The 19501-nt window shown below is 74.1% G+C and carries 20 protein-coding genes; 13 read left to right on the top strand and 7 right to left on the bottom strand.

What is annotated here, in order from left to right; all coding sequences use genetic code 11:
* Positions 1-178 precede the first annotated feature (178 nt).
* The gene (locus tag IEY30_RS08350) at positions 179-1351 is read left to right on the top strand and encodes an NAD(P)-dependent malic enzyme (protein ID WP_043416105.1); all 1173 of its coding nucleotides are present in this window, start codon (positions 179-181) and stop codon (positions 1349-1351) included.
* Positions 1352-1355: 4 nt separating this feature from the next.
* On the opposite strand, the gene IEY30_RS08345 is transcribed toward IEY30_RS08350, so the two are convergent.
* The 3 genes from IEY30_RS08345 to IEY30_RS08335 are packed head-to-tail and all read right to left on the bottom strand — an operon-like array spanning position 1356 to position 3464.
* Positions 1356-2042 carry an energy-coupling factor transporter transmembrane component T family protein gene (locus IEY30_RS08345; protein WP_081920351.1) on the bottom strand — a complete coding sequence of 229 codons (687 nt, stop codon included), beginning with the start codon at positions 2040-2042 and terminating at the stop codon, positions 1356-1358.
* Positions 2039-2749 (bottom strand): energy-coupling factor ABC transporter ATP-binding protein, encoded by a 711-nt coding sequence (locus tag IEY30_RS08340; RefSeq protein WP_030194714.1) that lies wholly within the window; start codon positions 2747-2749, stop codon positions 2039-2041. Before IEY30_RS08340 ends, IEY30_RS08345 begins: the two co-directional genes overlap by 4 nt.
* Positions 2750-2756: 7 nt before the next feature.
* Positions 2757-3464: a biotin transporter BioY gene (locus IEY30_RS08335; RefSeq protein WP_030194716.1), complete on the bottom strand. Its 708-nt coding sequence runs from the start codon at positions 3462-3464 to the stop codon at positions 2757-2759.
* 52 nt (positions 3465-3516) lie between these two features.
* On the opposite strand from IEY30_RS08335, the gene IEY30_RS08330 reads away from it, so the two are divergent.
* The gene (locus tag IEY30_RS08330; RefSeq protein ID WP_030194717.1) at positions 3517-4488 is read left to right on the top strand and encodes a zinc-binding dehydrogenase; all 972 of its coding nucleotides are present in this window, start codon (positions 3517-3519) and stop codon (positions 4486-4488) included.
* Between the two features lie 51 nt (positions 4489-4539).
* Here the strand turns inward: IEY30_RS08330 and IEY30_RS08325 are convergent, their stop codons facing one another.
* Positions 4540-5598, bottom strand: coding sequence for a coenzyme F420-0:L-glutamate ligase (locus IEY30_RS08325; RefSeq protein ID WP_030194720.1), 1059 nt, complete (start codon positions 5596-5598; stop codon positions 4540-4542).
* Positions 5595-6590: a 2-phospho-L-lactate transferase gene (gene cofD / locus IEY30_RS08320; RefSeq protein WP_030194723.1), complete on the bottom strand. Its 996-nt coding sequence runs from the start codon at positions 6588-6590 to the stop codon at positions 5595-5597. Before cofD ends, IEY30_RS08325 begins: the two co-directional genes overlap by 4 nt.
* Positions 6591-6835: 245 nt before the next feature.
* Here cofD and IEY30_RS08315 point away from each other — a divergent pair, with 245 nt between their 5' ends.
* The 4 genes from IEY30_RS08315 (at position 6836) to IEY30_RS08305 (ending at position 11874) form a co-directional block, all read left to right on the top strand.
* Entirely contained in the window at positions 6836-7102 is a 267-nt protein-coding gene (locus IEY30_RS08315; protein ID WP_020143018.1) for a WhiB family transcriptional regulator, read from the top strand.
* Between the two features lie 115 nt (positions 7103-7217).
* Positions 7218-7775, top strand: a complete 558-nt coding sequence (locus tag IEY30_RS22120) for a glycosyltransferase family 2 protein (RefSeq protein ID WP_268240969.1) — start codon at positions 7218-7220, stop codon at positions 7773-7775.
* Positions 7772-10411, top strand: coding sequence for a glycosyltransferase family 2 protein (locus IEY30_RS08310; RefSeq protein ID WP_268240968.1), 2640 nt, complete (start codon positions 7772-7774; stop codon positions 10409-10411). The genes IEY30_RS22120 and IEY30_RS08310 overlap by 4 nt, the downstream gene beginning before the upstream one ends.
* Positions 10408-11874 carry a DUF5719 family protein gene (locus IEY30_RS08305; protein ID WP_030194726.1) on the top strand — a complete coding sequence of 489 codons (1467 nt, stop codon included), beginning with the start codon at positions 10408-10410 and terminating at the stop codon, positions 11872-11874. Before IEY30_RS08310 ends, IEY30_RS08305 begins: the two co-directional genes overlap by 4 nt.
* A 16-nt stretch (positions 11875-11890) precedes the next feature.
* On the opposite strand, the gene map is transcribed toward IEY30_RS08305, so the two are convergent.
* On the bottom strand, positions 11891-12673 hold the full coding sequence (gene map / locus IEY30_RS08300) for a type I methionyl aminopeptidase (protein WP_030194731.1): 783 nt from the start codon (positions 12671-12673) through the stop codon (positions 11891-11893).
* Between the two features lie 63 nt (positions 12674-12736).
* Here map and IEY30_RS08295 point away from each other — a divergent pair, with 63 nt between their 5' ends.
* Positions 12737-13039: a helix-turn-helix domain-containing protein gene (locus tag IEY30_RS08295; RefSeq protein ID WP_030194734.1), complete on the top strand. Its 303-nt coding sequence runs from the start codon at positions 12737-12739 to the stop codon at positions 13037-13039.
* A 73-nt stretch (positions 13040-13112) separates the two neighbouring features.
* Here the strand turns inward: IEY30_RS08295 and IEY30_RS08290 are convergent, their stop codons facing one another.
* Entirely contained in the window at positions 13113-13547 is a 435-nt protein-coding gene (locus IEY30_RS08290; RefSeq protein ID WP_156035128.1) for a metallopeptidase family protein, read from the bottom strand.
* 127 nt (positions 13548-13674) lie between these two features.
* On the opposite strand from IEY30_RS08290, the gene IEY30_RS08285 reads away from it, so the two are divergent.
* From IEY30_RS08285 to IEY30_RS08260, 6 genes are all read left to right on the top strand, one after another.
* On the top strand, positions 13675-14067 hold the full coding sequence (locus tag IEY30_RS08285; protein WP_030194741.1) for a DUF3499 domain-containing protein: 393 nt from the start codon (positions 13675-13677) through the stop codon (positions 14065-14067).
* An 8-nt stretch (positions 14068-14075) separates the two neighbouring features.
* Positions 14076-15575, top strand: coding sequence for a phosphomannomutase/phosphoglucomutase (locus IEY30_RS08280; RefSeq protein WP_030194742.1), 1500 nt, complete (start codon positions 14076-14078; stop codon positions 15573-15575).
* Positions 15572-15778: a Trm112 family protein gene (locus IEY30_RS08275; protein ID WP_188960116.1), complete on the top strand. Its 207-nt coding sequence runs from the start codon at positions 15572-15574 to the stop codon at positions 15776-15778. The genes IEY30_RS08280 and IEY30_RS08275 overlap by 4 nt, the downstream gene beginning before the upstream one ends.
* A 5-nt stretch (positions 15779-15783) precedes the next feature.
* Positions 15784-16932: an SIS domain-containing protein gene (locus IEY30_RS08270; protein WP_030194744.1), complete on the top strand. Its 1149-nt coding sequence runs from the start codon at positions 15784-15786 to the stop codon at positions 16930-16932.
* Positions 16933-17049: 117 nt separating this feature from the next.
* Positions 17050-18441, top strand: coding sequence for a mycothione reductase (locus IEY30_RS08265; RefSeq protein ID WP_030194745.1), 1392 nt, complete (start codon positions 17050-17052; stop codon positions 18439-18441).
* A 42-nt stretch (positions 18442-18483) separates the two neighbouring features.
* Entirely contained in the window at positions 18484-19425 is a 942-nt protein-coding gene (locus tag IEY30_RS08260) for a DUF808 domain-containing protein (RefSeq protein WP_030194747.1), read from the top strand.
* Positions 19426-19501 lie beyond the last annotated feature (76 nt).

Below are 19501 nucleotides of genomic sequence, written 5' to 3'. Positions count from 1 at the left end.
TCGCTGAGAGGGGCGTCACAGGGGCCTGACCCTTGGGCGGCCGACGCCGGCGTGCCATGATGGCGACTTCGGGCAACCCCCGTCGCGAGAACGAGCTTGCAGGCCAGACCCCCGGCGCTGTCTCACCAGTGAGGGCGTCCCTGCCCTCGTCTTCTCCATGCGAACGAGGTGTCCCAGCATGAGTGCGTTGCCCACCGCCCAGCTCTTCGATCCCCGTGACCCGGTGTTCCAGGTCCACGAGGGAGGCAAGCTCGGGGTGCACGCCACGTCGGCCCTGCGAGACGCGGCCGACCTCTCCCTCCTCTACACGCCGGGTGTCGCGCAGGTCTCGCGCGCCATCGCGGCCGATCCGACGCTCGCGGGCGTCTACACGAGCCGGCGCAACACCGTCGCCGTCGTCAGCGACGGCACCGCCGTGCTCGGCCTCGGCGACGTGGGGCCGTTGGCCGCCATGCCCGTCATGGAGGGCAAGGCGGTGCTCTTCAAGCACTTCGCGGACGTCGACGCCGTGCCGGTCTGCATGGAGACCGGCACCGTCGACGAGATCGTCGACGCGGTGGCGCGGATCGCGCCGACCTACGGGGGCATCAACCTCGAGGACATCTCGGCGCCGCGCTGCTTCGAGATCGAGCAGCGCCTGCAGGAGCGCCTCGACATCCCCGTCTTCCACGACGACCAGCACGGGACGGCGATCGTCGCGCTGGCGGCCCTGCTCGGTGCGGTGCGGGTCGTCGAGAAGGAGCTGCCCGACCTCACGGTCGTCGTGTCCGGGGCAGGTGCCGCCGGGGTGGCCGTGAGCCGCATCCTGCTCGCCGCCGGCGTGGGGGACGTCGTCGTCGTCGACTCCCGTGGCGTGCTCGGACCCGACCGCGACGACCTCGTCCCGCACAAGCGCAGGCTGCGCGACGTGACGAACCGGCGCGGGGTCACCGGCGCCATCGGCGACGCCCTGTCCGCCGCCGACGTCCTCATCGGGGTCTCCGGGGGCACCGTGGCCGAGCGGGACCTCATGCGGATGGCGCCGCGGGCGATCATCTTCGCGCTCGCCAACCCGGACCCCGAGGTGCACCCCGTCGTGGCAGCCCGCTTCGCCGAGGTGGTGGCGACGGGGCGCTCGGACTTCCCGAACCAGATCAACAACGTGCTCGCCTTTCCCGGCATCTTCCGGGGCGCCCTGGACTCGGGCGCCCGCCGGATCACCGAGGAGATGAAGCTCGCGGCGGCGTATGCCATCGCCGGGCTCGTCGACGAGCCGACCGCCGACCGGATCGTGCCGAGCGTCTTCGACGAGCGCGTGGCGCCCGCCGTGGCCGCCGCGGTGGCGGCCCGGGTCACGCCGACGCCCCGCTGAGGGCTCAGGCGCTCCCGGTCCGTCCCGGGCCGGGAGCGTCGTCGGCCGGGTCGTCCGGGCCGTCCGGGTCGGCAGGTTCCGCTGGATCGGTGAGGCCCCGGGCGGCGAGTGCCTCGCCGGTCGCCCTGGCGAACGCGACGACGTGCACGACCGTGGGCACGACGACGGCTCGCGCGTCCCGTTCGAGCCCCCGGGCCCGGGCCGACTCGCGCACGCTCGCGAAGGACCCGGCCACCCACGGCACGGAGCGCACGACGACGCCGAGGGTCAGGGCCACGACCTCGGGGTCGACGACGCGGCGCAGGGGGTGCGCGGCGCGCACCGCGCCGTCGAGCAGGTCGGAGACCGGCGTGGTGGCGGTGAGGACGCCGGCCGCGACGAAGGCGTTGACGATGCCGAGGACGACGCGGACGGCATACGCCAGGTCGTGCGACCACCACTGGAAGGCCAGCAGCAGGACGAGCACGGGCAGCAGGCCGCGCATCGAACGCAGGAGGCGGCGCACCGGGAGCCGGGCCAGGAGCACGACCCCGGCGAGCGCGACCGTCACGAGTGCGAGTGACCAGACGGAGGGCGCGACCCAGGGCATCGCCCCGACGGCGAGCACGCCGACGAGCTTGAGCCACAAGGGCATCCGGTGCACGAACGACGTGCCCGGCACGTGGGCCGTGAAGAGTCCAGGTCCTCTCACGGCCCGTCGACCAGCCGCACGTAGTGCTCCACGCCGCCTGCCGGGTCACCGTCGAAGACGACGCGTCCCTCGTCCACGACGAGGGTGCGGTCGGCAGCGGCGGCGAGGTCGAGGTCGTGGGTCGCGAGCACGACGGTCTGGGGGAGGGCGTCGAGCAGGGCGCGCAGCCGCAGGGTGTTGCGTCGGTCGAGGAGCGTCGTCGGCTCGTCGAGGACGAGCAGCACGGGGTCGGTCGCGAGGACGACCGCGAGCGCCATGAGCTGGCGCTCACCACCGGACAGGTCGTAGACGCTCTGGTCGGCGAGGTGGGTGAGGCCGAAGCGCTCGAGGACCTCGTCGGCAGCTGCGCGACGGTCGCTGCGGGAGCGGTGCAGCCGACGGAGCGAGAGCTCGACGTCCTCCCGGCCGGTCGGCATGACGAGCTGCGAGATCGGGTCGGTGAAGGCGAAGGCGACCCGTCGGCGCACTCTGGCCCCGTCGCGCACGGTGTCGTGGCCGTCGACCGTGACCGCTCCCGACGTAGGGCTGACCAGTCCGTTGAGCAGCCGCAGGAGGGTCGACTTGCCCGAACCGTTGGCCCCGACGACGCTGACCCGGCGCTCGGTCAGGACGAGGTCGACGGGGCCGAGGATGGTGCGCGTGCGCCGGTCCGCCGAGCCGTCGACGGGCACGGTGACCGTGGCACCGTCGAGGCGGACCTCCGTCACGGACAGGTCACGCGCGAGGACGGGCGAGCACGTCGGGGAAGGCGCGGTGCACGGAGACCGCGGCCACGACCGCGACGACGTCCTTGACGAGGTCGCCGGGCAGGAACGGCAGGTCGGCGCTGACGGCGGCCGAGAGCGGCAGCCGGAGGTTGACCATGAGGCCCAGGACCCCCAGCACGTGCACGACGGCGACAGTCGTGACGAACGAGGCGGCGAGCAGCAGCGCCACCCACAGCGACCGGCGCGTGCGCCGGAGGACGACACGGGCCGCGAGCCCCACGACCAGGGCGGCCACGACGAACGAGACGAGGTAGCCGGCCGTCGGGCCACTCAGCACCTGCAGCCCGGACTGCCCGCGGCTGAAGACGGGCAGCCCGACGAAGCCCAGCACCAGGTAGAGCAGGACGGCGAGGCCGCCGCGGACCGGACCGAGCACCAGACCCGTGAGCATGACGGCGAGGGTCTGCAGCGTGATCGGCACACCGAGGCCACCGACCGGGATGCCGGGCACGACGGCGGCCGCCACGAGGAGGGCCGTGAAGACGGCCACGAGGGCGACGGACTGCGCGTCGACACCGCGGGGAGCCGGGCGGCCGGGATGACCGCCGTGGCTCGGCGAGGATTCGCGACGGATGTCGGAGCCGGTCGCAGAGGTGTTCAGGGACGCCGACGGCGCCGGCTGGGGCGCGCTGCGCACGGGCGTGTTGTCGGTCACGGGCAGGACCCTACCGGGGCGCACGACCCCGGCTGGTCACTATGGTGCTGGGATGCTCGCTGCCTACGCCGTCAGTCAGTCCGCGTCCGACCCGCTCTCCGGCCTCGTCGTCGGTGAGCGCCCGGATCCCGAGGCCAGGCCGGGTTGGACCGTGGTCGACCTGCGGACCGCCGCGCTCAACCACCACGACGTGTGGTCGCTCCGCGGCGTGGGGCTGTCGCCGGACCGCCTGCCCATGGTCCTCGGGTGCGACGGCGCCGGCGTCGACGCGGACGGCAACGAGGTCATCGTCCACGCCGTCGTCCCCTCGGACGGCTGGCGTGGGGACGAGACCCTCGACCCGCGGCGCACCCTCCTGTCGGAGCTGCACGACGGCACGCTCGCCGAGAAGGTGCTCGTGCCCACCGGCAACGTCGTTCCCAAGCCCGAGTCGATGTCGTGGCAGACCGCGGCGTGCCTCTCGACGGCGTGGCTGACGGCCTACCGCATGCTCTTCACCAACTCCGGCGTGCAGCCGGGCGGCACCGTGCTCGTCCAGGGCGCCGGGGGCGGCGTGGCCACGGCCCTCATCCAGCTCGGCTCGGCGGCGGGCTACCGCATGTGGGCCACCTCGCGCGACGAGGCGCGGGGACAGCGTGCGCTCGAGATCGGCGCGGACCGCGTCTTCGGCTCGGGGGAGCGGCTCCCGGACCGCGTCGACGCCGTGATGGAGACCGTGGGCGCCGCCACGTGGTCGCACTCCGTCAACTCCCTGCGCCCCGGCGGCACGATCGTCATCTCCGGCGCGACGTCGGGTGACGCCCCGGCCAAGGCGGAGCTGACGAAGATCTTCTTCAAGCAGCTGCGCGTCGTCGGCTCGACGATGGGCACCCGTGAGGAGCTGGCACACCTCGCCCGCCTCGTCGAGCAGCGCGGCATCGAGCCCGCCGTCGACTCGGTGATGCCGCTGGCCGACGCCCGGGACGGCTTCGCCCGGATGGTCGACGGCGACGTCTTCGGCAAGGTCGTCTTCACCGTCGGCTGACGAGCGAGCAAGTGCCGTCGGTGCGCCCCGTCGGTGCACCGACGGGCGCCGTCAGGTCGTGGGCGCGCCGGCCACGTGGACGACCGCCGAGAGGCCGTCGGCCGACGGGGGCCCCGCCTCGCCGACGAGCCACTCGCACCACAGCGCGGTCGTCAGGCGCGAGACCAGGCGGCCCAGCTCGTAGGAGGTTTCGGCTCCCAGCGTCACCGAGAGGCGACCCACGTCGGCGGTGCCGGACTCGACGCCGTGCAGCGCAGCACGCACGGCACGCGAGACCGCGTCGAGGCGCGTGTCGCCGGCCGCCGGGGCGACGCCGACGGCGGCGGCCTCCGGGCTGCCGGGCTCGATGCCGAGCGCCGCCCGGACCGCCTCCACGCGCCCGTGGCCGAACCAGTCGCCCGGCCCGGTGCGCACGAGATCGCGTCCGCGGGGGTGTGCCTCGAGCGGCTCGTCGACGAGGATGCCGGGCAGTCCGCGGAGCACGGCAGCGGGGACGGCGGCGACCTTGCCCTTGACGAGGTCGGCGGCCGCCGCGATCTCGTCGGCGACGGCGCGGGTGGTCACCTCGAGAGGCTTGCCGTCCGCGTCGGTGCCCCCACGCAGGTCGTCGAGGACGCGGAGCCCGTGGGCGCCGAGGGCGAAGTCGACCTGGCCCACGCGCCAGGCGCGACCGGCGGTGTCGCTGAGCACGACCCCCACCCGCACGCCGTGCCGCGCCACGAGGGCGTCGTGGACCTGCTCGCAGACGCCGTCGGGGTCGTGGGGCAGCAGCAGCCACCCGCCGCGCTCGCCGGTGTTGGAGCCGTCGACGCCCGCCGCCGCCATGACCGGCCCCGCCTTGGCGCGCACGATGCGCGTGACGCGGTCACCGACGGCGCGCTCGGCCACGACGTGCTCGGTCTCGCCGCGCACGACGCGGTCCTTGTCGGGGTCGTGCGTGACGAGGCCGAGCGCCTTGCTCGCGACCTTGCTCGAGATGACGACGACGTCACCGTCGGCCAGCCGCACGCCCGCGTGGTCGAGCCCGACCTGGACGACGTCGGCGAGGTCGTCGCCCTCGCACACCTCGGGTATGCCGGTGAGCGGCGTGACCGTGACGGGCGCGGTCACGCCGGGGCTCGCTCCGCGCGCAGCCGCAGACCGAGGTCGAGGGCCGCGCCCGCCATCTCGGCCGCCGCGTCCACCGAGCTCATGAGCAGCGGGCGTCGCTGGACCTCGAGGCCGCGGCGGTCCGGCATCGGGTCCTCCTCGTCGACGAGCCAGCCGTCGAGGAAGTCGGAGTAGAGGCCCGCCACGCCGGCGCTGGACTCCTCCACACCGATCGTGCGCAGGCAGACGTCGGCGTGCCCGCGCACCGGCCGGCCGCCGACGAGCGGGGAGACCCCGACGACGGGGGCCCGGGTGCCGCGCAGCGCGTCCCGCACGCCCGGCACCCCGAGGATGATGCCGATCGAGACGACCGGGTTGCTCGGGGGGAGGAGGACGACGTCGGCCTCGCGGATCGCGTCGAGCACGCCCGGCGCCGGGGTCGCCTTGTCGAGCCCGGCGACGACGAACCGCTCGGCGGGCAGCTCGGCACGGTGGCGCACCCACCACTCCTGGAAGTGGATGGCGCGCTGCTGCCCGCCCTCATCGACGACGACGTGGGTCTCGACCGGGGTGTCGGTCATGGGCAGCAGCCGGACCCCGAGCTCGCCCAGCCCCCAGCGGGCGGAGAGGCGGTTGACGACCGCGCTGAGCGGCATACCTTGCCCGAGCAGCTGCGAGCGGTAGACGTGGGTGCCGAAGTCCTTGTCGCCGAGGGTGAACCACTGCGGCTCGGCGCCGAGGGCGGCGAGCTCGCCGGCGACGCTGTGCGTCTCGTCCGCGCGTCCCCAGCCCTGCCCCTCGTGGATGCCGCCGCCCAGCGTGTAGAGCAGCGTGTCGATGTCGGGACACACCCGCAGCCCGAAGAGCGTGATGTCGTCACCGGTGTTGCCGATGACGGTCAGCTCGAGTGGATCGGAATCCGGTGTCAGGGGGTAGGTGTGTCGGGCGTGGTGGAGCAGGCCCCGGAGGAACCGGGCGCCGCCGACTCCTCCGGCCAGAGCGGTGATGCGCATGCGCCGATCCTCTCAGCAGGCCGTCCCCGGCCGGTCGTGCGGGGTGGGCCCCGGCATCTGGATCCTGCGAATATCACCAACGGGCTTGACGTGGGGCGTATGACACGCATGTAATTTCATTGTTGTATTCGGTCGGGGCCGTGCTTCTGGAACGAATGGACCTTTTTGTCCAGAACCTCCGGAGAACGAACTCGCTCGGTGCGACAGTGCATCCACACAGTGCACGTCAGGGTCGAGGAGGGGTCATGCACGAGTTGATGGTGGTTTGGTCGGACACGGGTGAGCAGGAGGGTGAGCTCTCCTGGCAGGAGCGCTCGCTCTGCGCCCAGACCGACCCGGAGGCGTTCTTCCCGGAGAAGGGCGGCTCCACGCGCGAGGCCAAGAAGGTCTGCGTGGGTTGCGAGGTGCGTTCCGAGTGCCTCGAGTACGCCCTGTCCAATGACGAGAGGTTCGGCATCTGGGGCGGACTGTCCGAGCGAGAGCGCCGCAAGCTGAAGAAGCGCGCGGTCTGATCGTGAGGTCCGAACCCGGTACCCCGCAGGTGTCCGGGTGAAGGTCGCCGCTGTGCCCGAAGAGCTCGCCGAAGTCCCAGGTGCCCCCGCAGCCGCGGGGGGTTCGTCCGCGTCGTTGTCTGCCCCTCCCTCCACCGGGCAACGACCGGACGTCACCGTCGAGGCGATCGTCGTCGTGCACAACGGAGCCACGTGGCTGGCGGAGTGTCTCGACGGCCTGGCCGCCCAGACGCTGCCGCCGGCCCGGCTCGTCATCGTCGACGTCGCGAGCAGCGACACGTCGGTCGCCATCGCGCAGGCCCACTCCCGGGTGCGCCGGGCGATCGGGTCCGTCGAGGTCGTACGCCTCGACGCCCGCGTCCCCATCGGGCGTGCTGTCGAGCGTGCCATCGAGGCACTCCCTGTCCCGGCCGACCCCGCGTCGAGCTGGGTCTGGGTGCTGCACGACGACTCCGTTCCACGGGCCAACGCCCTGGCCCAGCTGCTCCAGGCCGGCCTGCGCTCGAAGTCCGTCGGGGTCGCCGGGCCCAAGCTCGTCAGCTGGGACGACCCGCGACGCCTCGTCGAGATGGGCATCCAGATCACCCGCACGGGACGCCGCCTCGGCTCACCGGTGCGCGGCGAGGCCGACCAGGGCCAGTACGCGACCACCGCGCCGACGTCCTCGCGGTGAGCACGAGCGGCATGCTCGTGCGGCGCTCCGTCCACGACGACCTCGGCGGTTTCGACCCCGCGTTCCTCGACCACGGAGCCGACCTCGACTTCGGCTGGCGGGCCCAGCTCGCCGGCCACCGCGTCATCGTCGTGCCGGCAGCGGTCGTCCGCGACGCCTCGGCGAGCCTCGACGGCGCCCGCCCCGGCGGTCCCACCCCGCGTGAGCTCGAACGCCGCGGCCGACGCGCCGCGCGCCAGGTCACGCTCGCCCGCTGCTCGCCCTTCGCCGCTCCGTTCCTCGCGATCTGGATGGCGCTCTCCGCGGTGCTCGCCTCGCTCACCCTGCTCGTGGCGAAGCGCCCGAGGCAGGCCTGGCGTGAGCTGACGGACGTCACCGCGCTGATGCACCCGTTCGCGACGCTCGGCGCCCGCTGGCGCGGGCGCCGGACCAAGCGCCTGCGCCGCGACCACCTCGGCACCCTCTTCGTGGCCCCGGCCGTCGCCGCCCGCACCACCGTCGACCACATCCAGGACGCCATCACGCCCGAGCGCGCCCGCGCCCGGCGCGAGGCGGCCGCGACGACCGAGACCGGCCCCGTGGCCGACGACTCCGAGTCGCTCGACCACCTCCCCGCGTCGCTGCCCCGCAGGGTCGTGACCCACCCCGGCTTCCTCGCCGTCGTCGCCGTGCTCGTCGCCACGGTCGCGGCCTGGCGCGACACGATCCGCGCGGGCGCGCTGTCCCCGACGAACGCCGGCGTCGCCGGCGGCGAGCTGCGTCCCGTGACCACCGACTCCTCGGGCCTCTGGCACGCCTTCCGCGACGCCTGGCACGGCGCCGGACTGGGCACCGGGGCCGAGTCCGGACCGCACCTCGCCGTGCTCTCCGCGCTGACCTGGCTGGCCGAGCGCGTGCCCGGTGTCGCCGAGAGCCGTTCGAGCGCGGGCGTCACCATCGCCTGGCTGCTGTTCCTGACCCCGGTCCTCGCCGCGTGGTCCACCTACCTCGCAGCGCGCGTCGTCACCTCCTCGCGCGTCGCCCGCGCCCTGGCCGCCCTGGCGTGGGGCACGGCCGGCGTCGCTGCGACCGGGCTCGCCCAGGGCCGGGTCGGGGTGGCGGTCGTGCACGTGCTGCTGCCGTTCGTGCTCGCCGGCTTCTGCCTGGCCGCCCGGCGCGACGGCACCTTCACCGCCACCTTCGCCACCGCGCTCGCGACCGCGGTCCTCGGTGCGTTCGCGCCGCCGCTGCTCGCCCTCGCCGCGCTCGCGGCTCTCCTGCTCCTCGTCCTGGGGCCGGGGCTGCGGCGGGCCCGCGCCCTCGTGCTCCTCGTCGTCCCGGCCGCACTCCTCGGCCCGTGGACGGCTCGTTTCGTGGAGGACCCGCGCCTGCTCCTGTCGGGGCCCGGCCTCGTCGCGACGTCGTCCGACCGCACCACGTGGGGCGTGCTCACGCACGTCCTCGGCGGGACGAGCGCGACGACGTGGGTCGCCTGGCTCGCGGCCCCGCTCGTCGTGCTCGGCGTCGTCGGGCTCGCCACGCGCGGCCGCACCCGTGCTGAGTCCGTCGGCCTCGTCGTCGGCGCCGTGCTGGCCGTGCTCGGGCTCGCCGTCGCGCTCGGCTCGGAGCACGTCGTCCTCGGCTCGGCCGAGACCGGCGTGGGCCGGTCGGCCCCGGCCCACCTCTGGGCGGGGCTCGGGGTCCAGCTCTGGTGGGCGGGCCTGCTCGTCGGGGTGCTGGCCGGCAGTCGCCCGGTGCTCGCCTCGCTCGGTCGACCGGGCCGACGCTGGGGCTTCGTCGCCGCAGTCTGCGCCGCGGCCCTCGCGGTCGGGCCCGTCCTCGCCGCCGCCACCGTCTGGGGCGTGCAGGGCATCGGCCGCACGCTGTCCGTCGGCCAGGCCACGCTGCCCGCCATCGCGACCGAGCAGGGCGGCGGCCCCCTCGGCAACCGGCTGCTGCTGCTGCGCCCGTCCGACGACGTCGTGGACTTCGTCCTCGCCGGCCAGGAGCCGGGTGAGCTGCTGCGCGACCTCGACCGCGCTCCCGACGCCGACGACGCCGCCCTCGTCGACGCCGTCGCCAACATCGTCGGCGGCCGCGGCGCCGACTCGCTCGACTCCAAGGCGCTTGCCCGTCTCGGCATCGGCTTCGTCCAGGTGCGGGCGACGGCCGACTCCGGCCTCGCCCGGCGACTGGACTCCTCGCAGGGCCTGAGCCGCCTCGGTTCGAGCGAGCGCGGCATCCTCTGGAAGGTGCAGCCGCTCCCGGCCGCCGGCGCCGGCGCCGAGGCCGGCACGGCACCGTCCCGCGCACGGCTCGTCGACGCGGACGGTGCGGTGCTGCAGGTCGTGCCCACGGTCGGCCCGCACGCAGCGGTCGACACGACCCTGCCGGCCGGCACCGGCGCACGATTCGTCGTGCTCGCCGAGCCCACCGAGTGGTCGCGCCAGGCGGTCGTCACCTTCGACGGCGCGCAGCTGCAGCCCGTCGCGGGTGCGGCGCAGCCGACGTATGCCGTGCCACCCACCGCGGGCACGCTCGAGGTCGACCTCGCCGCCGCCCAGCCGTGGTGGCGCCTCGGCCAGGCCGTGCTCCTCGCCTTCGTCGTCTTCATGGCCGTGCCCTTCGGCAACCGTCGCTCGAGGAGGCGCTCATGAGGAACGTGTCCGGCATCGTCCGGGCGGGAGCGGTGGCGCTCGTCGCGGCCGGTCTCGCCGTGGGGGCGACCCGCGTCAGCGGCTCCGTGCAGCTCGCCACCGCAGGCGAGCGCGTGGGGCTGCCCGAGTCGTCCAGCGTGCTCGTCGACGCCTCGTCGCTCGTGTGCCCCGGCCAGCAGCGCCTCGGCGCCACGGGACTGCGCGACGTGGCGGGCACCGTCACGGTTGCTGCAGCATCGCCCGACTCCGGAGTCGTGACGGGCGCACCGGCCGGGGGCACCGGAGGAGTCCAGCTGCTCGGCGGGACGGCCTCGACCGGTCTGGCCCGGACCGGCGACCGCGGCGCGGTCGCCTCTGCCGGGGTCCGGGGCCCCGACGTGGTCGTCGCCACGGCGAACGGCGCGCTCGCTCCGGGGCTCGTGGCCACCCAGGTCTGGCGCCACACCGGCGACGACGACCGCGGTCTCGCCGTGACGCCGTGCCAGCCGCCGTCGTCCGACGTGTGGCTCGTCGGTGGCGGCGCCGGTCCGTCGCGCACCGAACGCGTCATCGTCAGCAACCCCGGAGCAAATGCCGTCTCGGTGTCGTTCGAGGTCCTCGGGACCTCGGGACGCATCGACGCGGCAGCCGACCGCAGCGTCTCGATCCCGCCGCTCTCGCGTGAGGTCGTCTCGCTCGACGCCATCGCACCCGCCGAGACGGCCCCCGTCGTCCACGTCACCGCCACGGGCGGCGTCATCTCCGCGGTGCTCGACGACCAGTGGATCCTCGGCGCCACCGGCCGCGGCATCGACGACGCGACCCGCGCCGCCTCACCGGGCACCGACCTCGTCGTCCCCGGCGTCGGGACCGGCGGCGCCACGTCGTTGCGGCTCGCGAACCCCGGCGACTCCGAGGCCCTGGCCCAGGTGCGGCTCCTCACCGACAAGGGCCCGGTGCAGCCCGACGACCTCCGGGCCGTCCGGGTCCCCGCCGACTCGACGCTCGACGTCCCGCTGCCGGCCAACGCTGCAGCGCTGGGACTCGGCATCCGCTCCGACCAGCCCCTCGTCGCCGCGGCCTGGGCCGAGCGACGCGCGACCACCGCGGACCAGATGGGCGACTTCGCGTGGACGCCCGCGACGCCGGCGCTGCGCGGTGTGGCCGGTGTGCTCCTGCCGGGCCTCGACGGCACGACGAAACGCCTTCTCCTGACGGCTGGTCCGGCTGCTGCCACCGTCGAGGCCCGCTTCGGCACCGGCGACGGCGCCAAGGTCTCGACCGTCGACGTGCCAGCGGACTCGACCGTGGCCGTGGCCGCGGGTGACGCCGACAGCGTGTGGGTCGTCCCGACGACCGGGGCGGTGCGCGCCGCGGTCTCGGTCGCCGGCGTCGACGGGGGCGTGCCGTTCTTCTCGGTGGCCTCGCTCACCGACGCGCCGGTCCGGGCCCTGTCTGTCCCGGTGCGTCAGGTGCGCAACTGACGGCGGCCTGACGCCGTCAGCGGGCCGCCGCGGTCGGCAGGGTCATGATCTCGGCACCGCCGTCGGTGATGGCGACGGTGTGCTCGCTGTGCGCAGTCCGGCAGCCGGTCGCGCTGCGCAGGGTCCACCCGTCCGCGTCCGTGACGAGCTCTGCGGTGTCCGCCATGACCCAGGGCTCGAGGGCGAGCAGCAGGCCCGGTCGCAGCCGGTAGCCGCGGCCGGGACGGCCCGTGTTGGACACGTGCGGGTCCTGGTGCATGGTCGAGCCGACTCCGTGACCGCCGAACTCGGTGTTGATGGCGTAGCCGGCCGCGGAGAGGACCTCACCGATCGCGTGCGAGACGTCCCCGAGGTGCGCGCCCGGCCCGGCGGCGGTGATCCCGGCCGCGAGCGCCCGCTCCGTCGCGTCGATCAGCTCGGTGCTCCCCGGCGGGCGCGACTCGCCGACGACGAAGCTGATGGCGGAGTCCGCGACGACGCCGCCGTGCGAGACCGCGAGGTCGAGCGACAGCAGGTCGCCGTCGGCCAGGGCGTAGTCTCGGGGGAGGCCGTGGAGCACGGCGTCATTGACGGACGTGCAGACGTAGTGGCCGAACGGCCCACGGCCGAAGGACGGCGCGTAGTCGACGTAGCAGGACTGGGCCCCGGCGTCCTCGATCATCTCCCTGGCCCACCGGTCGATCTCGAGCAGGCTCGTCCCGATCGTGCTGCGGCTGCGCAGCGTCTGCAGGGTGTCCGCAACGACGGCGCCGGCCCGGCGGGCCCGGTCCAGCTCGGCCGGGGTCAGGATCTCGATCATGCGTGCCTCTCTCGTCCAATAACTATCCCGGCAATGTTATCCCGGTCGGCTAGGATTCGGTGCATGGTCAGGCTTCCGCTCACTCCTGCCGAGCTCGCGCGCGGACAGCGTCTCGGCGCCCTGCTGCGTCGTGCCCGGGGGGAGCGCTCGATGCTCGAGACGGCCCTCGACGCGCGTGTCTCGCCCGAGACCCTGCGCAAGATCGAGTCGGGCCGCGTCGCCACGCCGGCGTTCCCGACCATCGCGGCGATCGCCGACGTCCTCGGCCTGTCCCTCGACGCCGTGTGGGCCGAGGTCAACCAGCCGCCCAAGGGTGCCGAGGCCGACGGCCCGGGCGGGTCGCGCGTCAGCGACCTCGCCTCGTAGGTCGGCCCGGTGACCCGTCCGACCGGCCGGTCAGCCGTGCTCAGACGCGGCCGGCCCCGGTCGGCCGCTCGCGTCACTCCCCGAAACCGGGGTCCAGCTCCTCGGGGGCCACGCCGAGCAGTCCGGCCACCTGCTCGGTCACGATGTCGGCGACGAGCGCGGCGACGTCACGACGGTCGCTGACGCGCGTCTCGACGGGACGCCGGTAGACGACGATCCGGGCCGGACGGGCGCTCGTCGCGGGGAAGAGGCGTCCGAGCGGCACCTCCCGGTGGTCCCAGGGGGCGGGGCCGCGGGGCACGTCCTCGACCGCGAACTCAACTGCGGGGAAAGCGCGCCCGCACGTCGCCTCGAGACGGGCGGCCGCGTCGAGGACGAAGTCGTCGAACTCGTCGCGGCGCGAGACCATCGCCGGGACCGGGGGCCAGGCCAGGGGGCCGCGCCGTCCGCGACCGTGCCGGTCGCGTCGTCGGCGGCGCCCGGGAGAGCGGGGCGAGGCGGTGTCCACGACCCCACTCTAGATCGACGGCCACCGCTCACGGCGACGCGCCGGACGGCATACGACCGCAGTGATCTCGCGCCGCGACGGCGTGGTGATTCGTCCTGCCCGGGAGGGCGGGCTAGAGTCCCGGATCGTGGGTCTGACACGTGGTTGCTCGAAGACGGGATGTGCCCGTCCTGCTGTGGCGACGCTGACCTACGCGTATGCCGACCGTGCCGTCGTCGTCGGTCCGCTCGCGACCTACGCCGAGCCGCACACCTACGACCTGTGCCTCGAGCACGCCGAGCGCATGACGGCCCCCCGTGGCTGGGAGGTCGTGCGCGTGGGCGGCGAGTTCCCCGAGCCCGCGCTGGCCGCCGACGACCTGCTGGCCCTCGCTGACGCCGTCCGTGAGGCCGGCCGTCCGCGCACGAGCCGACCCGCCGAGCCGCGCACGACCTCGCGCGGGCAGGCCAACGCCGAGGCCGACTCGGGCGCCGTCGAGTCCGGCCGGCGCGGACACCTGCGCATCCTCAAGGACTCCTGACCACTAGGGTGTTCGGCGTGCCCCACCTCGCAGACTTCGTCAAGGCCTACGACGTGCGCGGACTCGTGCCGGAGCAGCTCTCGCCCGCGGTGGCCCACGCCATCGGCGCGGCGTTCGCCGAGGTCGTCGCCGTCCCGGACGGGTCCGAGGGCGTCGTCATCGGCCACGACATGCGACCCAGCTCGCCCGAGCTCTCCGCCGCCTTCGCCGCGGGGGTGACATCGCGCGGCGTCGACGTCACCATGATCGGGCTCTGCTCGACCGACGGGCTCTACTACGCCAGCGGCGCGCTCGACCTCCCCGGCGCGATGTTCACCGCGAGCCACAACCCGGCCCGCTACAACGGCATCAAGCTGTGCCGCTCCGCCGCGCGTCCCGTCGGCCAGGACTCCGGTCTCGCCGAGATCCGCGACCTCGCGCAGTGGATGCTCGGCGGCGGCACGGGCCTCGCCCTCCCGGCCGGTGGGCCGGGATCCGTGACCACCCGTGACCTCCTCGGCGACTACGCCGCCTTCCTGCGCGGACTCGTCGACCTCTCCGGGTCGCGTCCGCTCAAGGTCGTGGTCGACGCGGGCAACGGCATGGGCGGCCACACGGTCCCCGCCGTGCTCGGCACCGCAGCCGGTCTGCCGGAGCTGCCCCTCGAGATCGTCCCGCTCTACTTCGAGCTCGACGGCACCTTCCCCAACCACGAGGCCAACCCGCTCGACCCGGCCAACCTCGTCGACCTCCAGGCCGCCGTCCGCGAGCACGGCGCCGACCTCGGGCTCGCCTTCGACGGCGACGCCGACCGCTGCTTCGTCGTCGACGCCGACGGCGAGCCGGTCTCGCCGAGCGCGGTCACCGGTCTCGTCGCGGTCCGGGAGATCGAGCGGGCCCGCGCCGGCGGCGACACGTCGGTGTCGATCGTGCACAACGTCATCACGAGCGCCGCGGTCCGCGAGATCGTGCTCGAGGCCGGCGCGACGCCGGTGCGCACCCGGGTCGGGCACTCGTTCATCAAGGCCGAGATGGCCCGTGCCGGAGCGGTGTTCGGCGGCGAGCACTCGGCGCACTACTACTTCCGCGACTTCTGGTTCGCCGACACCGGCATGCTCGCGGCCATGCACGTGCTCGCCGCGCTCGGCGAGCAGGACGCGCCCCTGTCCGAGCTCTGCGCCGAGTACGAACGCTACGTCGCCTCGGGCGAGATCAACTCGACCGTGACCGACCAGGCCGCCGTCGTCGACCAGGTCAGGGCCTGGGCGCAGGTGCGCGGAGCCACGACCGACGTGCTGGACGGGCTCACCGTCAGCAGCCCCGAGGGCCAGACGCCGATGTGGTGGTTCAACGTGCGGGCCTCCAACACCGAGCCGCTGCTGCGGCTCAACGTCGAGGCGGCCGACCGTGAGACGATGCAGGACGTGCGTGACGAGCTGCTGAGCCTCATCCGGTCGGGCGCCGACGCAGCACACGCACCCGACGAGGGCGGGTCGACCCCCGCCCAGGACGCAGGAGACGCTTCGTGAACCAGAGCCAGCAGACCATCGAGCCGTGGCTGCGCGGGATCATCCGCTGCCCGCAGTGCAAGGGCGAGGTCGTCGACAGCGTCGACCCGACCGGCGGCGCTGACGTGACCGAGCTGCGCTGCGACACCTGCCACCTCGCCTACCCCGTCGAGGGCGGCGTCCCCGTCCTCCTCGTCGACCTCGCCCGCCGCACCGACGGCTGACCCCCGTGGGCGCCGTGTTCGACGAAGCCCGCCTCGACGACGAGGGCGCCCTGGCGTCCCTCGACTCCAGCGACTCGCTGCGCGCCCTCGCCGGAGCCGGCGCCCAGGTGCGGCGCACCATGGCGGCCGCCGGGGAGGCCGGTCTCGACCGGCTGCGTGACGTCGAGCCGCGTGGCGTCGTCGTCGCGGCCGCCGGCGGCTCGGTCGCGGTGGCCGACCTCTTCGAGGCCGTGAGCCGCGGCGCGGCCGCCCTTCCGGTCCAGAGCTGCACGTCGGGCTCGCTGCCGGGCTGGGTGGGCGCGCTCGACGTCGTCCTCGCCGTGTCGCAGTCCGGACGGGCGGCCGGCACGCTCGCCCTCGCCGCCGAGGCCGCCCGCCGCGGGGCCTTCCTCGTCACCGTGGGTGCCGCGGACTCCCCGCTGGCCGACGTGTGCGCCCGCGCCCACGGGGTGCACGTGCCGATCGCCGTCGGCGGCTCGTCGTCGCGCACGTCGGTGTGGGCGCAGGCCACCCCGGCCCTGCTCGCGGCCGACGCCCTGGGCATCGCCTCGGTGAGCCACGAGACGCTGGCCGAGCTCGCCGACCTGCTCGACCGCACGGCCACCGACGCGCGCCCGTCGTCCGAGTCGTTCGTCAACCCGGCCAAGATCCTCGCGACCGAGCTCGCCGAGTCGACGCCCATCGTGCTGGGGGAGGGGCCGTTCGGGGACGTCACCGCTCGCCGGGCCGCGGCGATGTTCGGCCGCACCGGACGCGTCCCCGTGGCCCACGGCTGCCTGCCCGATGCCGCGAGCCAGATCGTCGCTTGCTTCGACGGACCGCTCGCCCCGGGCCAGTCCGGTGGCGGCGGCAGCGACGACATCTTCGCCGACCCGTTCCTCGACGGTCCGAGCCGGGCGCCGCTGCGCCTCATCATGATGCGTGACACCTCCGCCGGCGACGGGCACGGCCTCGCCGACACCGTCGTCTCCGTCGCCGAGGACGCCGGCGTGCGGGTCTCGCTCGTCGACGCCCCCGCGACCGACCCGCTGCTCCGCCTCGCCCACCACGTCTCGCTCACCGACTTCGCCGCGACCTACCTCGCGCTCGGCTTCGGCTTCGACCCGGCCACGTCGCCGCACGTCCGCCTGCTGCGGGGCTCCCGCGAGGTGTGATCCCCGGGTGGTCCCGCGGCAGTCCCGTGGGCGGACCGATGGCGTATGCCGTCAGTGGCCTCACGTCAGGAGCGGCCCGTCCCGGGTCGGCCGGGTTGCTCCACGTAGGCTGCGACGGTGACCCAGCACTTCGACCTGGCCATCATCGGCAGTGGCTCGGGCAACTCGCTCGTGACGCCCGACTTCGACGACAAGCGCGTTGCGATCATCGAGGGCGGGACGTTCGGCGGCACGTGCCTCAACGTCGGCTGCATCCCGACGAAGATGTTCGTCTACGCCGCCGACCGGGCCCGCGAGGTGCGCGAGGCCGGGCGCTACGGCGTCGACGCCACGCTCGACGGCGTGCGCTGGAGCGACGTGCGCGACCGCGTCTTCGGGCGCATCGACCCCATCTCGGACGGCGGCCGGCGCTACCGCGTCGACGGGCCCAACACGACGGCGTTCCTCGGTCACGCCCGTTTCACCGGCGAACGCACCCTCACGGTCGACCTCCACGACGGCGGCACCGAGACCCTGACCGCCGACCAGGTGGTCGTCGCTGCGGGGGCCCACCCCGTCGTGCCCGACGTCGTCACCGAGTCCGGCGTGCCCTTCCACACCTCCGACACGGTGATGCGGATCGACGCCCTGCCCGAGCGGCTCGCGATCATCGGCGGTGGGTTCATCGCCGCCGAGATGGCTCACGTCTTCGCCTCGTTCGGCGTGCACGTGACCGTCGTGGCCCGGTCCTCGATGCTGCTGCGCCACCTCGACACCGACATCGCGCAGCGCTTCACCGACCTGGCCCGGGAGCAGTGGGACGTGCGCACCGGCGCCAACGTCGTCCGTGTCGAGACGGGCCCCGGGGGCGAGGGCGTGCGGCTGCACCTCGACAGCACGGCCGTCGTCGACGCCGACCTGCTGCTCGTGGCGACCGGCCGAGAGCCCAACACGGCCCACCTCGGCGCCGACGTCGGCGGCCTGCGCTTGCTCGACGACGGTCGCATCGAGGTCGACGAGCACGGTCGCACCAGCGCGCCCGGGGTCTGGGCCCTCGGTGACGTCAGCGCCCCCTACCAGCTCAAGCACGTCGCCAACGCCGAGGCGCGCACCATCGCGCACAACCTCGTGCACCCGGACGACCTGCGCCGGCTGCCCCTCGAGCACGTGCCCTCCGGCGTCTTCAGCCACCCGCAGATCGCGACGGTCGGGCTCACCGAGCAGGAGTGCGTCGAGCAGGGACGCGCCCACGTGAGCTACGTCCAGGCGTTCGGCGACACGGCATACGGCTGGGCGATGGAGAACACGACGAGCGTCTGCAAGCTCGTCGCGGACCCGGCGACGGGCCTCCTGCTCGGCGCCCACCTCATGGGACCCCAGGCGACCTCGCTCATCCAGCCGCTGATCCAGGGGATGGCGTTCGGCACGACGGTCCACGACCTCGCGCGCGGGCAGTACTGGATCCACCCGGCGCTCGCCGAGGTCGTCGAGAACGCCCTGCTCGGGCTCAAGCTCGACGCACCCGCCTGAGCGCGTTCCCAGCCGACTCCCAGACCACCCTAGGATGACGCCATGGCAGGCGGACTCGTAGCGCTCCTCGACGACATCGCGGCACTCGTGAAGCTCGCGGCGGCGTCCGTCGACGACGTGGGCGCGGCCGCGGCCAAGGCGAGCGTCAAGGCGACCGGTGTCGTCGTCGACGACACCGCCGTCACGCCGCGCTACGTCGAGGGCCTCGCCCCCGAGCGCGAGCTGCCGATCATCAAGAAGATCGCGCTCGGCTCCCTGCGCAACAAGCTGCTCATCATCCTGCCGGTCATCATGGTGCTCAGCCAGTTCGTCCCGTGGGCGCTGACGCCGATCCTCATGGTCGGTGGCGCCTACCTCGCATACGAGGGGGCCGAGAAGGTCTGGGAGATCCTCTCGGGCCACCGTGAGGAGAAGGCCGAGGCCGGCGAGGTCGACGAGGACGCCGTCGTGTCCGGCGCCATCCGCACCGACTTCATCCTCTCGGCCGAGATCATGGTCATCGCCCTCAACGAGGTCGACACCGAGCCGTTCCTCTCGCGCCTCATCATCCTCGTCATCGTGGCCCTGCTCATCACGGCGCTCGTCTACGGCGTCGTCGGGCTCATCGTCAAGATGGACGACGTCGGCCTCCACCTCGCCAAGCGCGAGTCCGGCACCTCGCAGCGGGTCGGCCGCGGCCTCGTCAAGGGCATGCCGAAGCTGCTGTCGGTGCTCTCGACCGTCGGCATCGCCGCCATGCTCTGGGTCGGTGGCCACATCCTGCTCGTCGGCGTCGACGAGCTCGGCTGGCACGCGCTCTACGACCTCGTCCACCACCTCGAGGAGGGCGTGGCCGGGGTCGCGGGCATCGGAGGCCTGCTCGCGTGGGTCGTCAACACCCTCGCGTCGGCGCTCATCGGCCTCGTCGTCGGTGGGATCATCGTCGCCGTGCTCCACGTCATCCCGCGCCGCACCAAGCACGACGAGGCCGCGACCTCGCACTGACGGTCCGGGACCGTCAGGACGGTCGGGACGGTCGGGGCACCCGCGCCACCTTCGCGGACCGGAGCCACCCTGTCGG

Source organism: Terrabacter tumescens, assembly GCF_014646815.1.
Taxonomy (GTDB): domain Bacteria; phylum Actinomycetota; class Actinomycetes; order Actinomycetales; family Dermatophilaceae; genus Terrabacter; species Terrabacter tumescens.
Note: the sequence above shows the minus strand (reverse complement) of the source record. Positions and strands in the feature narration are given on the sequence as shown.